The sequence below is a fragment of the Bradyrhizobium ivorense genome (assembly GCF_900696085.1).
In the GTDB taxonomy this organism is placed as follows: domain Bacteria; phylum Pseudomonadota; class Alphaproteobacteria; order Rhizobiales; family Xanthobacteraceae; genus Bradyrhizobium; species Bradyrhizobium ivorense.
Genome location: NZ_CAADFC020000016.1, coordinates 373,565 through 386,588, shown reverse-complemented (window position 1 = coordinate 386,588; position 13,024 = coordinate 373,565). Strand labels below are relative to the sequence as shown.

General features: G+C 65.5%; 12 protein-coding genes. 8 read left to right on the top strand and 4 right to left on the bottom strand.

Going from position 1 to position 13,024, the window contains the following annotated elements; translation table 11 throughout:
• Positions 1 to 98: 98 nt before the first annotated feature.
• Entirely contained in the window at positions 99 to 665 is a 567-nt protein-coding gene (locus tag CI41S_RS21645) for a papain-like cysteine protease family protein (protein ID WP_139861496.1), read from the bottom strand.
• A 450-nt stretch (positions 666 to 1,115) separates the two neighbouring features.
• Between CI41S_RS21645 and CI41S_RS21640 the strand changes: the two genes are divergently transcribed.
• Both CI41S_RS21640 and CI41S_RS21635 read left to right on the top strand, forming a co-directional pair.
• A complete protein-coding gene (locus CI41S_RS21640) occupies positions 1,116 to 1,304 on the top strand; it encodes a DUF2934 domain-containing protein (protein ID WP_139482683.1) in 189 nt (62 codons plus the stop codon).
• A 69-nt stretch (positions 1,305 to 1,373) separates the two neighbouring features.
• Positions 1,374 to 1,727 (top strand): cupin domain-containing protein, encoded by a 354-nt coding sequence (locus CI41S_RS21635; RefSeq protein WP_139482684.1) that lies wholly within the window; start codon positions 1,374 to 1,376, stop codon positions 1,725 to 1,727.
• A gap of 997 nt (positions 1,728 to 2,724) precedes the next feature.
• Here CI41S_RS21635 and CI41S_RS21630 read toward each other — a convergent pair.
• Positions 2,725 to 3,630 (bottom strand): alpha/beta hydrolase family protein, encoded by a 906-nt coding sequence (locus CI41S_RS21630; RefSeq protein ID WP_139861495.1) that lies wholly within the window; start codon positions 3,628 to 3,630, stop codon positions 2,725 to 2,727.
• Between the two features lie 147 nt (positions 3,631 to 3,777).
• On the opposite strand from CI41S_RS21630, the gene CI41S_RS21625 reads away from it, so the two are divergent.
• The 3 genes from CI41S_RS21625 to CI41S_RS21615 all read left to right on the top strand — a co-directional run bounded on the left by CI41S_RS21625 (position 3,778) and on the right by CI41S_RS21615 (position 7,508).
• Positions 3,778 to 5,166, top strand: coding sequence for a class II 3-deoxy-7-phosphoheptulonate synthase (locus CI41S_RS21625; protein WP_139861494.1), 1,389 nt, complete (start codon positions 3,778 to 3,780; stop codon positions 5,164 to 5,166).
• A 15-nt stretch (positions 5,167 to 5,181) separates the two neighbouring features.
• Positions 5,182 to 5,535 carry a diacylglycerol kinase gene (locus tag CI41S_RS21620; RefSeq protein ID WP_139861493.1) on the top strand — a complete coding sequence of 118 codons (354 nt, stop codon included), beginning with the start codon at positions 5,182 to 5,184 and terminating at the stop codon, positions 5,533 to 5,535.
• A 221-nt stretch (positions 5,536 to 5,756) separates the two neighbouring features.
• Positions 5,757 to 7,508 carry an NAD+ synthase gene (locus CI41S_RS21615; RefSeq protein ID WP_139861492.1) on the top strand — a complete coding sequence of 584 codons (1,752 nt, stop codon included), beginning with the start codon at positions 5,757 to 5,759 and terminating at the stop codon, positions 7,506 to 7,508.
• Between the two features lies 1 nt (position 7,509).
• Here CI41S_RS21615 and CI41S_RS21610 read toward each other — a convergent pair whose 3' ends face one another.
• Positions 7,510 to 8,685, bottom strand: coding sequence for a DUF2865 domain-containing protein (locus CI41S_RS21610; protein ID WP_139861491.1), 1,176 nt, complete (start codon positions 8,683 to 8,685; stop codon positions 7,510 to 7,512).
• Between the two features lie 197 nt (positions 8,686 to 8,882).
• On the bottom strand, positions 8,883 to 9,203 hold the full coding sequence (locus CI41S_RS21605) for a hypothetical protein (protein WP_139482808.1): 321 nt from the start codon (positions 9,201 to 9,203) through the stop codon (positions 8,883 to 8,885).
• Between the two features lie 294 nt (positions 9,204 to 9,497).
• Between CI41S_RS21605 and cysS the strand changes: the two genes are divergently transcribed.
• From cysS to cimA, 3 genes are read left to right on the top strand one after another with little or no spacing between them, the layout of a single operon-like run.
• Positions 9,498 to 10,898 carry a cysteine--tRNA ligase gene (cysS, locus tag CI41S_RS21600; RefSeq protein WP_139861490.1) on the top strand — a complete coding sequence of 467 codons (1,401 nt, stop codon included), beginning with the start codon at positions 9,498 to 9,500 and terminating at the stop codon, positions 10,896 to 10,898.
• Positions 10,895 to 11,407, top strand: a complete 513-nt coding sequence (locus tag CI41S_RS21595) for a GNAT family N-acetyltransferase (RefSeq protein ID WP_139861489.1) — start codon at positions 10,895 to 10,897, stop codon at positions 11,405 to 11,407. Before cysS ends, CI41S_RS21595 begins: the two co-directional genes overlap by 4 nt.
• Positions 11,404 to 13,002, top strand: a complete 1,599-nt coding sequence (gene cimA / locus CI41S_RS21590) for a citramalate synthase (protein ID WP_139861488.1) — start codon at positions 11,404 to 11,406, stop codon at positions 13,000 to 13,002. Before CI41S_RS21595 ends, cimA begins: the two co-directional genes overlap by 4 nt.
• Positions 13,003 to 13,024 lie beyond the last annotated feature (22 nt).

Below are 13,024 nucleotides of genomic sequence, written 5' to 3'. Positions count from 1 at the left end.
TCAAGGCAGGCCGCAGTCCCGGCAATCGCCGGACACGCTCGACAAAGCGCGCCGACGCCTGATGGTGATTGCGGCCGGCGCGAGCAACACCGGGGCGTTCATCTTGACGCGTAATCAATTCCTCTCGGTGCGGTTACATCCACCTGCTGTTTCGGAATGGTTGCGGGGTCGCGCACCAGCATTGGGTCTACGCGGCCCCCCGGACCGTTGCGCGCAAATTTCAATACACTCGCCGACATGGACTGGTTGGGGCCAACGGCGGGATCGTGGTAGCAAACGTCCGGCCCTAGCGTTCCGACGACCACCGACGCGTGAAAGATATAAAATTTCGGCCCCGGAACCCACCAGGTGAACATGATTGGTCCCCTGTTGGTCAGCACTGCGTCGAAATCGCTGGCCGTGTTCAACGGCGTCGTAATACTCAGGGGTTGCAGCCTCTCATTTAGCTGAAAGACCTGTAACTTGTCGGCCCCGAGCGATTGATGCGTGCCGTTCGGGTTGACGAGTTCCGGCACTCCCTTGCGCGCTCTGAAATAGGTGCCTTCGTAATAGACGCCCATCATTTTTGCGCACGCGTACCAACAGCCTGTGGGATCATCGATCGGAGGCCCATTTGGGCCGCCGGCGTTTTGCGAGAAAAACGGTACGGGACGCGGTAACGGCATGGTCGGCCTGCCCTGTTTTTGCCACGCTCAATCATACTCGTTCAAGCTGGAAACGCCACCCGCCCGCCGGCCAAGCGAGTCTTATCTCAGCGGTGATATGCCGCTGTCAGCAGCCGGCGAAGTCCACCGACGGGGTTCACCCGATCGCGTCCCAAGAGCTCGTGACGAGAGTTGGTGACGATCGCACGCCGAGCATCGCCATGGTGATCGTGCCCGGGTGAATTGCCGATTTACAGAATTAGAACGCCCTGAGTGGTTCAGCGTTTGGCTTGGAGCCGGACCCCATAATCACGAATGTTCATTGGTGAGAGGTGCTGGCGCCACATCCCATTCCCGGGCATGCTCTGGAATCAGCAGACATTGCAACGGCGTGCGACTTTTGGAACCTTGCGCTTGCCTGGCAGTTCCATTTCCTAAATAGTTTGACCTCTCAGACCAAGGGAGCCGCCCATGCCAGGACCCACGGAGCAGGAGATCCGGACCCGAGCCTACGAATTGTGGAAGGACGCTGGCGAGCCGCACGGCAACATGGACCACCTCTGGTACCAGGCCGAGAAGGAATTGCTGGAGCGAAAGGCCGCCAACGGCAAGGGGCCTTGCGACATCAAGGGGCAACGCAAGCCGGCAGCGAGGCATTGAGGTCCGCATTGAGCGCATCGCGCGGGTGAGCTAACGAGCCCGGCAGGCTGGCCAGGCCCGGAGGCACCCATGAGCGATGCAATCGATCTTTCACAAAAACTATCGACATTTACCGATCACTGGTCGCCGCGCACCGTCGCGCAATTCAACGCGCATGACGTCATGGTCGTGAAGGTGCAGGGCGAGTTCGTCTGGCACAAGCACGACGACACCGACGATTTCTTCCTGGTGCTGAAAGGCGTGCTCGACCTCGAGCTGCGCGACCGCACCGTGACGCTGACGCCCGGCCAGATGTACATCGTGCCCAAAGGCGTCGAGCACCGCCCCGTCGCCCGGGAAGAGGTGCACCTCTTGCTGATCGAGCCGACCGGCACGCCGAACACCGGCGATGCGGCCACCGCGGCACCGCGGAAGGTGGTGTGAGATAACGTAGGTTGGCTGGACCACACGAGACCTATCCTGCCGTCATTCCGGAGCCGGTGAGGCCGTGTCCCCACTCACAACTGTCGTCGCCCGGTTTAACCGGGCGATCCAGTACGCCGAGACCTCTCGGTTCAAGCAGCGCCGCCTCTGGAATACTGGATCACCCGCATGCGCGGGGATGACGGGTCTGATCGCATTCGCAGAGACGACGGAGGAGAGATTGGCGCAACCCTGCCGCCTCGACCTCCGAATGACGAGCGGGAGGTTTCGCTCCAAAAGTGAGTTGGCCACCCCGTCAATCCCCTCGCGCAAAAATATTTCGCTTTTTCGTAATAGCAACTCAGTGTAGTGTTCATCCGTCTCACCCGATCGAGGGGCGCTGGCCATCGTCGCGGTGTTGCGGTGAGATGCGGTGGACGTTTCGCGTGTCAGTGACGACAGCATGCGAGGCGGACGGTGAAGTCGTGCAGGCCTGACGCCCTAGTGGCAGGTGTCCCTCGCAAGACGCGTAGCGTCTTGCGAGGACGGTGACAAAAAAGCCCAGTCTCGCCGGGGAGAGCACGTATAAGCCGTAACCCATCGCGCAGGGAAAGCCGGGTTGTTTCCGGTTACACCTGTGGTCCTACCCCGGTGCTTTTTTGTTGCACCGGGCCCATGGGTGCAATCGGCACCCGGCTTTCCCTGCGCCCTCTGATAGCGGAGAGGGCGGAACGAGAAGCAAAGCTCGGACAAATCATGTCGCGAGATGGCGAAACTGCGTCCCCACCCACACCTGTCATCGCCCGGTTTAACCGGGCGATCCAGTACGCCGCGGCCCATCGGCTCAATCACGACCGTCTCTGGAATACTGGATCACCCGCCTGCGCGGGTGATGACATCGAGGATGCGGCTTGATGCGTCATTGCGAGGAGCGAAGCGACGAAGCAATCCATCGCTCCGCATGTGCCGAACCGTGGATTGCTTCGCTTCGCTCGCAATGACGGTTGAGAGATTGGCACTACCCCTCCGCCTCGATCCATTCCGCCGCACTGCGCCACAGCGTGTCGCGGTGTTCGTTGCGGAAGAAGCCGAGATGGCCGATCGCTTTGACACCGGCGTCGGCCGGGCGGATCGAGATGATCTCTGGCGTCACGGACGTAAACGCCGAGCACAGCAGTTCGACCGCGGGGCGGGTCGCCCAGGTGTCGTCGGTCATGACAAGGGCGCGGAGCTTGCCGCGAAACTTCGGAAAGTTTTCGCGCGCAGCGAGCGCGGGATCATCCAGCAGATAGCGCTCGCGCAGCACCCAGCGCGTCCATTGCTCGAACACGCCCTTCGGCAGCTCCATGCCAAGGCCGGCCCAGCCCGGCAGGTAGCCGAGCAGGCGGGTCAGCGGCAGGCCGACGCCGGTCATGAAGGCAACGACGCGGTAGCGCTCGGGCGAGGCCATCAGCTTCCAATGGGCGGCCTGCGAGGCGACCAGCAGCGCGCGCGGAATCTCGGCGTTGTCGGCAAGCAGCCCGAGTGCCTGGCCGCCGAAGGAATGGCCGACATAGGCGAAGGGCAGATCGCGGTAGCGCTCGCGCATCCAGCGCACGGCGGCGGTGACGTCGAGCGCGGCCCAGTCGGCCATGTCGGCCTTGAATCCATTAAGCGATTTGGCCTTCGGCCGGCTGTCGCCGGTGCCGCGGTAGTCGTAGGTCAGCACCGCCGCGCCGCGGCGGGCGAGGTAACCGGCAAAGCCGCGATAGACCTTTCGGGGCACGGCGGTCGCCGAATTGATCAGGACGGCGCGGCGCTTGGCGCCGCGGGGCAGGAACAGCGTGGCGCCGAGCGGGTGGCCGTCGACCGCGGGCACCACGATGTCGTCGCTAAAAACGTCGTCCAGCGCCGCCCCGGCCACGGCATTTCCCCCGGCATTCATGATATGGTCCAGCAAATGCGAGTTCGGCCGTTCCTGCAAGAGCTTGACGGAATTGCCGGAATTGGTTCTGGCGGGGGAGGGGGCGGCTGTGTATAAGCCGGGCTTTCCCGTCGATCAAGTTGCGGTTTTTGCTCAGGAGTTGACCTCATGTCCGAGCGGTGGACACCCGATAGCTGGCGCGCCAAGAAGGTGCTGCAGGTGCCCGACTATCCCGATGCCAAGGCATTGGCCGATGTCGAAGCCCAGCTCGCGACCTTTCCGCCGCTGGTGTTCGCCGGCGAGGCCCGCAACCTGAAGAAAGCGCTGGCGCGGGTCTCCGCCGGCGAGGCCTTCCTGCTGCAGGGTGGCGACTGCGCCGAGAGCTTCGCCGAGCACGGCGCCAACAACATCCGCGACTTCTTCCGCGTGCTGCTGCAGATGGCGGTGGTGCTGACCTATGCCGGCGCGCTGCCGGTGGTGAAGGTCGGCCGCATCGCCGGGCAGTTTGCCAAGCCGCGTTCGTCGCCGACCGAGAAGCAGAACGGCGTCGAGCTGCCGAGCTATCGCGGCGACATCGTCAACGACATCGCGTTCACGCCGGAAGCCCGCATTCCCGATCCGCAGCGCCAGCTGATGGCCTATCGGCAGTCGGCGGCGACGCTGAACCTGCTGCGCGCCTTCGCCACCGGCGGCTTTGCCAATCTCGGCAGCGTGCACCAGTGGATGCTCGGCTTCCTCAAGGACTCGCCGCAGTCCCGCCGCTACAAGGAGCTGGCTGACCGCATCTCGGATGCGCTGAACTTCATGCGCGCCTGCGGCCTCGACCTCGAGAGCCATCCCGAGCTGCGCGCCACCGATTTCTACACCAGCCATGAGGCGCTGCTGCTCGGCTACGAGCAGGCGATGACGCGGGTCGATTCCACCACCGGCGACTGGTACGCGACCTCCGGCCACATGATCTGGATCGGCGACCGCACCCGGCAGCTCGATCACGGCCATGTCGAATATTTCCGCGGCATCAAGAACCCGATCGGGCTGAAGTGCGGCCCGTCGCTGAAGCCGGACGAGCTGTTGAAGCTGATCGACATCCTCAACCCCGACAACGAGCCGGGACGGCTGACCTTGATCAACCGCTTCGGCGCCGACAAGGTCGGCGACCATCTCCCTGGCCTGATCCGCGCCGTGCAGCGCGAGGGCCGTGTCGTGGTGTGGTCGTGCGATCCGATGCACGGCAACACCATCACCTCGACGTCGGGCTACAAGACCCGGCCGTTCGACCGCGTGCTGTCCGAGGTGAAGTCGTTCTTCGCGATCCATGCCGCCGAGGGCACCCATGCCGGCGGCGTGCATCTGGAGATGACCGGGCAGGACGTCACCGAGTGCATCGGCGGCGCCCGCGCCATCACCGACGAGGACCTCAACGACCGCTACCACACGGCCTGCGATCCCCGCCTCAACGCCGAACAGTCGATCGACATGGCCTTCCTGATCGCCGAGCTGCTCAAGCAGGAGCGCGCCGGCAAGGCCAAACCGATGCCGGCCGCCGCGGGATTGTGATTTGGGGGCTGTGACTTGCTGAGGTTCTGGCGGGCCACCATCAACTCGCGCAACGGACTGGCGTTCGCCCTCCGCTCGGAGCAGGCCATCCGCGAGGAGGTGGTGGCGCTGGTGCTGTCGGTGCCGCTGGCCTGGCTGGCCGGCGCCACCGTGATGCGCCGGGTCGAGCTGGTCGCGACCGTGGTGCTGGTGCTGGTGATCGAACTGCTCAACACCGCGATCGAGAAGCTCGCCGACCGCCTCACCATGGATCACGACCCGCAGATTGGGCGGGTCAAGGACATGGGCTCGGCCGCGGTCGGCGTCGCGTTGGTGATGGCCGGGCTGTTCTGGCTGTTCGCCGTCGCCGAACGCATGGGGGCGTTCTGACGTGCAGCGGCCGACGCGATGGCGCCGGGCAAAGGGGAGTACCAAGGGTGGTAATCCCGATGTTCGCCGCCGATCGCCTGTCCGGACGACCAAACTTGGCCAAAACTCGGCGATGATCCCAGAGCAGAGCTCGTACCTTGACGCTCCCCGGGCGATTTCTGCAATCGCACCATGACCGGAAGGCGATTGAAGTTTGCGGTTGCGAAGGACAACATAAGGTTATGAGCGAACAACAGATCAAGATCACCCTGGCGCAGCTCAACCCGACGGTCGGCGATGTCACCGGCAACGCCGCCAAGGCGCGCGCCGCACGCGAGACGGCGAAAGCGGCCGGCGCCGATCTGGTGGTGCTCTCGGAACTGTTCATCGCCGGCTATCCGCCGGAGGATCTGGTGCTGAAGCCGGCGTTCCAGGCGGCCTGCCGGGCCGAGATCGAGCAGCTGGCGCGCGAGACCGCCGACGGCGGGCCGGCGATGCTGATCGGCACGCCCTGGGTCGAGGACGACAAGCTCTACAATGCCTGCGCGCTGCTCGACGGCGGCCGCATCGCCGCGCTGCGCTTCAAGGCCAATCTGCCGAACTACGGCGTGTTCGACGAGAAGCGGCTGTTCGCGCGCGGCCCGGCGCCGGGCCCGGTGACGGTGCGCGGCGTGCGCATCGGCGTGCCGATCTGCGAGGACATCTGGCTCGAGGAGTCGGAGGAATACGAGAACGTCGTCGAGTGCCTGGCCGAGACCGGCGCCGAGATCCTGGTGGTGCCGAACGGCTCGCCCTATGCGCGCGACAAGGCCGATCTCCGGCTCTCGATCGTGGTGGCGCGGGTCACCGAGAGTGGGCTGCCGTTGGTTTATCTCAATGAGGTCGGCGGCCAGGACGAATTGATCTTCGACGGCGCCTCGTTCGCGCTGAACGCCGATCTCTCGGTGGCGGCGCACCTGCCGGCATTCGAGGAGAACATCACGACGCTGCTCTGGCGCAAGACCGCGGACGGCTGGCGCTGCAACGGGCCGATCGCGCCGCAGCTCGAGGGCGACAAGGCCGACTACGCCGCCTGCGTGCTCGGCCTGCGCGACTATGTCAGCAAGAACGGCTTTCCGGGCGTGCTGCTCGGCATTTCCGGCGGCATCGATTCCGCGCTGTGCGCCGCGATCGCAGTCGACGCGCTCGGCGCCGACAAGGTGCGCGGCGTGATGCTGCCGTTCCGCTACACCGCGCAGGTCTCGCTCGACGATGCCGCCAAGCTCGCGGCCGCGATCGGCATCCGCTACGAGGTGCTGCCGATCGCCGATGCCGTGAACGGGTTCGAGAGGATTCTGGCGCCGGTGTTCACCGGCCTCGAGCGCGACATCACCGAGGAGAATTTGCAGGCGCGCGCCCGCGGCACGCTGCTGATGGCGATCTCCAACAAGACCGGCGCCATGGTGGTGACCACGGGCAACAAGTCGGAAATGTCGGTCGGCTACGCCACGCTCTATGGCGACATGAACGGCGGCTTCAACCCGATCAAGGACATCTACAAGACCGAGGTGTTCCGGCTGTCCAGCTTGCGCAATTCCTGGAAGCCGGACGGCGCGCTCGGGCCGTCGGGCGAGGTGATCCCGACCAATATCATCACGCGGCCGCCGACCGCGGAGTTGCGCGAGAACCAGACCGACCAGGATTCGCTGCCGCCCTACGACATGCTGGATGCGATCCTCGAACGTCTGGTCGAGCGCGAGGAGCCGCTGGCCGATATCATCGCCGCCGGCTTCGACCGCGACGTCGTGACCCGCATCGATCGGCTGCTCAACATCGCCGAATACAAGCGGCGGCAGGCCGCGCCCGGCGTCAAGGTCACGCGCAAAAATTTTGGCCGCGACCGCCGCTATCCCATCACCAACCGCTTTCGCGATTTCGGCAAGGTTTTGCCGGCGCCCGACGAGATGCTGGTGACGCGCACCTCGCGCGCGTCGGCGGAGGCGTTTGAAGGGTGAGCTACTGCTTCGGCGGGATGAAGGTCGGTCCGACCGTGCGGATCTGGCCATCGCCGCCAGAGGGCGCAGCCGGAGGCGGCGTCTCCGCCGCGGGCTGCTGTTGCGCCGTTGTGGGGGCGCCCTTCTTGCTGCCGGCGGGCGCTGATTTCGCCGCGCGCTCCTGGGCGCGCTGCTGCATCTTCCGCGCGCTCTCCTCGGTGACGACGATGTCGCCCTGCTGCTCGACCGCGGCCTTGTCGTCGACCGCCTTCAGCGCCTCGGCCCAGCTCTGGCCGGCCGGCTTGCAGGAGCAGGAGGGATTGAACTCGGTGCGGTATTTGAACGCGTTGGGCAGCGAGGTGTAGGGCTGGCCGCTGATCGACACCGCCTGGTTGATGTCTTCGCCGGGGTTGCGATAGGCGTACAGCGACGCCTCGGTGGCGGGGCACTGCGCCTTGCAGACCTGCTCGTCGGTGGGGAAGCGCGCCGGCGAGGTCGCGAACGAGACCGGGAAGTAGGCGCCGTCGCAGGTGCGGACGCAGACGGTGCGGAAGGTGCCGGACTGCCCGGCATAATCGGCGCCGGGCGGCGGCAGCGGGTTGTTGCTGTTGCCGCCACCGCCGAACAGGTTCTCAATGAAGTTGCCGGGGCCGCGCGCCGCCGCGGCGGCGTATTGCGGGCCGCAATTGTTCTGCGCCAGCGCGGTCAAGACCGAGCGGCGCTGGTTCTCGCGGTCGGCACCGCCGAGCCCTCCGGAGCGCAGCCGCTCGAGATTGGCGGTCATCTGGTCGAGATTGGCGCGCATCTGCTGGATCTGGTTGTTGACCGGACCGCACTGCGCCGAGTTGTTGTTGAACAGCGAGAAGAAGCCGGAGCTGTCGCAGCCCATGCGCCGGGCCTGCGCGGTGACGCGGTCGAGCTCGCCCTGCTGCCGCGTGGCGGCATCCTGGTAGCGGCGGATCTGCTCGTCACGCGCCGGATCGCCGGTGCCGCCGCCACGGTCGATCGTCGCCAGCTGCCCCTCGAGCCGGCTGCACAGCGGATTGGGCTGCGCCTGCTGCTGCGGCGGCGGACCGGGCGGGCCCGGCGGATTCATCTGCTGCTGCGCGAAGGCGTACGAGGCGGGCAGGGCGATGCCGGCCAGCACGGCGCAGCTCAGGAGCCAGCGGGAGAAGCGACGATAGGAGGTCTTGGGCATATCCGGCCATTAAAACGACGCCGCGCGGCGATCAACGCCGAAGCGCGCGGCCAAGGCTGCCCTGCAATAGCCTGTTCTCTGGGCAGCGTCACGTCGTTTCCGGGGCACCGGTGTGGCAAAAAGCCCGGCCTGACCAGCCGCTTGAGGCGAATTCGCCGCGAGCGGCGCGGCTGATTTCCGGTGCGGTCGATATGAGCTCAGCGCTGGCAGGTGATGGCGACGTATTCGCCGCAGACATTGCCGTGGCACTTCTGGTTCGCGGCGTGCGGAACCGCACCGGTGATCTCGTCGGGATCGACCCGGCGGTAGCTAGTGGCCTGAGCGAATTCGCGCGACTGGCAGTAGGCGCGGGCGGCCGATGCCCCGCATTTGTCGCCGCGCGCCAAACACTGGTCGATGCCGTAGCCGTCGGCCTGGTTGGCGATGATGAAGATGCGGCTGTCGGCCAGCGCGGCCGAGGAGATGAGGAAGGATACGCCGGCAATCAATGCTGAAAAACGTCCCTGAAAACGTCCCATGGGGCACCAATGAAATGCGAGAGAATCTGCACGGCCACCAGATACGCCCAAATGCTTAATAATGATTAACCATGAGGGGCTGGCGCGATCTTGCTTGCCCGGATCGGCGGGCAAAACCGCCAAAAACAGCCCCTTGACGCCATGGAGGGGCCGTGAGAGAGGTGGAACCATGAACGGTCACCTCGCCATCTGCAGCATTTGCCGCGAGATTATTAGCTAGCGATTCGCTGGCTGAGGCCGTCTTTTCTCAATCGACATGAGATCATTGGACGCCCGGCCGCAAGGGATGGGCCTATGGAACTGCGCCTTTACGATACGTTGACCCGGGAGAAGCGGCCGTTCGTGCCGCTCGATGCCAATAACGTCCGCATGTATGCCTGCGGACCGACGGTCTATGACTTCGCCCATATCGGCAACGGCCGCGCCGCCATTGTCTTCGACGTGCTGTTCCGCGTGCTGCGCCATCGCTATGGCAAAGATCACGTGACCTATGTCCGCAACATCACCGACGTCGACGACAAGATCAACGAGCGCGCGGCGCGGGACTATCCCGGCGTGCCGCTCAACGAGGCGATCCGCAAGGTCACCGAGCTGACCTACCAGCAGTACCAGGGCGACGTCACCGCGCTGGGCTGCTTGCCGCCGACGGTGCAGCCGCGCGCCACCGAGCACATCCCGGAGATGCGCGCGATCATCGAGAAGTTGATCGCCGGCGGCTTTGCCTATGTCGCCGAGGACCACGTGCTGTTCTCGCCGCAAGCGATGAACGCCGCGAATTCGGTGCTGCCGCGCTACGGCGCGCTGTCAAAACGCTCGCTCGACGAGATGATCGCCGGTGCCCGCGTCGATGTTGCGCCCTACAAGCGCGACAACACCGACTTCGTGTTGTGGAAGCCGGCGAAGCCGGGCGAGCCGTCCTGGCCTTCGCCGGCCGGCATCGCGGTCGAGGGCCGGCCCGGCTGGCACATCGAGTGCTCGGCAATGGCCTGGAAGCATCTCGGCGAAAGGTTCGACATCCATGGCGGCGGCATCGACCTGGTGTTTCCACACCATGAGAACGAGCTCGCCCAAACCTGCTGCGCGTTCCACTCCGACCGCATGGCGAACGTCTGGATGCACAACGGCTTTCTCCAGCTCGAGAGCGAGAAGATGTCGAAGTCGCTCGGCAACTTCTTCACCATCCGCGACCTCCTGGCCGATTGGCCGGGCGAGGTGCTGCGACTCGCGATGCTGAAGACGCACTATCGCTCGCCGCTCGACTGGACCTTGCGCAGCGCGGAGGAGAGCGCGAAGACGCTCGACGACTGGTATGCGGTCGCGGCCGACATCGAGCCCGGCGCGCCGTCGCCGGCCATGCTCGAGGCGCTGTCCGACGACCTCAACACGGCGCAGGCGATGGCCGTGCTGCATGGCCTGCGCAACGCGTCGGCGAGCAGCGAAGCGAGCCGCAGGGAGCTTGCCGGCTCGCTCCGCATGCTCGGCTTCCTGTCGGAGAGCGCTGCGGCCTGGAAGAGCCGCAAGCAGCAGGCGAGCGGCGTCGATGCCAGTGCCGTCGAAGCCTTGATCGCCGAGCGCACCGCGGCGCGGGCGCGAAAGGACTTCAAGGAGTCCGATCGCATCCGCGACCAGCTCGCCGCGATGGGCGTCGTGATCAAGGACTCCAAGGAAGGCACCACCTGGGAGGTTGCGCGATGAGCCGTTCCGCCCCCGCATTGCGCCCCTATCTGCCCGAGGATGCGCCGCTGCTGGCGGCGATCTTCGCGGCCTCGATCATGGACCTGACCGGCGACGACTACAGCGAGGCGCAGCAGGAGGCCTGGGCGCAGGCTGCGGAGGATGAGGCTGCGTTCGGCAAGAAGCTCGCCGGCCAGCTCACGCTGATTGCAACGCTGCAGGGATCGCCGGTCGGATTCGCCTCGCTGAAAGGCACCGACCAGATCGACATGCTCTACGTGCATCCGAGCGCGGTGGGGCAGGGCGTCGGTGCCGCGCTGTGCGAGGCGCTGGAGAAGATCGCAGGCGCCCGCGGCGCCAAGAAGCTGAAGGTCGACGCCAGCGACACCGCGCTCGATTTCTTCCGCAAGCGCGGCTACGTCCCGCAGCAGCGTAACACCGTCACCGTCGGCGACGAATGGCTCGCCAACACCACGATGCAGAAGACGCTCGATGCTGTGGCGCCTTCGCCCCCGGGAGGCCACGCATGAGCCGCGAACGCCTCTATCTGTTCGACACCACGCTGCGCGACGGCGCGCAGACCAACGGCGTCGACTTCACGCTGCAGGACAAGCAGGTCATCGCCAAGATGCTCGACGAACTCGGCATCGACTATGTCGAGGGCGGCTATCCCGGCGCCAACCCGACCGACAGCGAGTTTTTCAGCAAGAAGCCCGATTTCGGTCATGCCCGCTTCACCGCCTTCGGGATGACGCGGCGGCCGGGCCGCTCGGCGTCGAACGATCCCGGCCTCGCCGGCATCCTCGAAGCCAAGGCGGATGCGATCTGCTTCGTGGCCAAATCCTCCGCCTACCAGGTTCGCGTCGCGCTGGAGACGACCAACGAGGAAAATCTCGCATCGATCCGCGACAGCGTCGCCGCGGCAAAGGCGCTCGGCCGCGAAGTCATGGTCGACTGCGAGCACTTCTTCGACGGCTACAAGGAGAACCGCGACTACGCGCTGGCCTGCGCGAAAGCGGCCTATGACGCGGGCGCGCGCTGGGTGGTGCTGTGCGACACCAATGGCGGCACCATGCCGCACGAGGTCGAGACCATCGTCGACGACGTGACCAAGCAGGTGCCGGGCGCCAATCTCGGCATTCATGCCCATAACGACACCGAGCAGGCGGTGGCCAATTCGCTGGCCGCGGTGCGCGCCGGCGCGCGGCAGATCCAGGGCACGCTGAACGGGCTCGGCGAGCGCTGCGGCAACGCCAATCTCTGCTCGCTGATCCCGACCTTGCGGCTGAAGAATGAATTCGCCGAAAAGTTCGAGATCGGCGTCACCGCGGAGAAGATGGCGACCTTGATGAAGGTGTCGCGCACGCTCGACGACATGTTGAACCGCGCGCCCAATCGCCATGCCGCCTATGTCGGCGAGAGCGCCTTCGTCACCAAGACCGGCATCCACGCCTCCGCGGTGCTGAAGGATCCGCAGACCTATGAGCACGTGCTGCCGGAATTGGTCGGCAACCACCGCAAGGTGCTGGTGTCGGATCAGGCCGGCCGCTCCAACGTGATGGCCGAGCTCGACCGCGCCGGCATCGCCTATGACAAGAGCGATCCGCGGCTGACCCGCCTGGTCGAGGAGCTGAAGGAGCGCGAGGCCGCGGGTTTTGCCTATGAATCCGCCAATGCCTCGTTCGACCTGCTGGCGCGGCGCACGCTCGGCAAGGTGCCGGAGTATTTCAAGGTCGAGCAGTTCGACGTCAACGTCGAGCAGCGCTACAACGCCAATGGCCAGCGCGTCACGGTGGCGCTCGCGGTGGTGAAGGTCGATGTCGACGGCGAGCGGCTGATCTCGGCCGCCGAAGGCAACGGCCCGGTCAACGCGCTCGATGTCGCGCTGCGCAAGGATCTCGGCAAGTACCAGAAGTACATCGAGGGCCTGAAGCTGATCGACTACCGCGTGCGTATCCTCAATGGCGGCACCGAGGCGGTCACGCGCGTCTTGATCGAGAGCGCGGACGAGACCGGCGAGAGCTGGACCACGGTCGGTGTTTCGCCGAATATCATCGACGCCTCGTTCCAAGCGCTGATGGATTCGGTATTCTACAAGCTGGTGAAGTCAGGCGCGCCGGCGTGAGGCGGTAAACGGCGCACGGCCG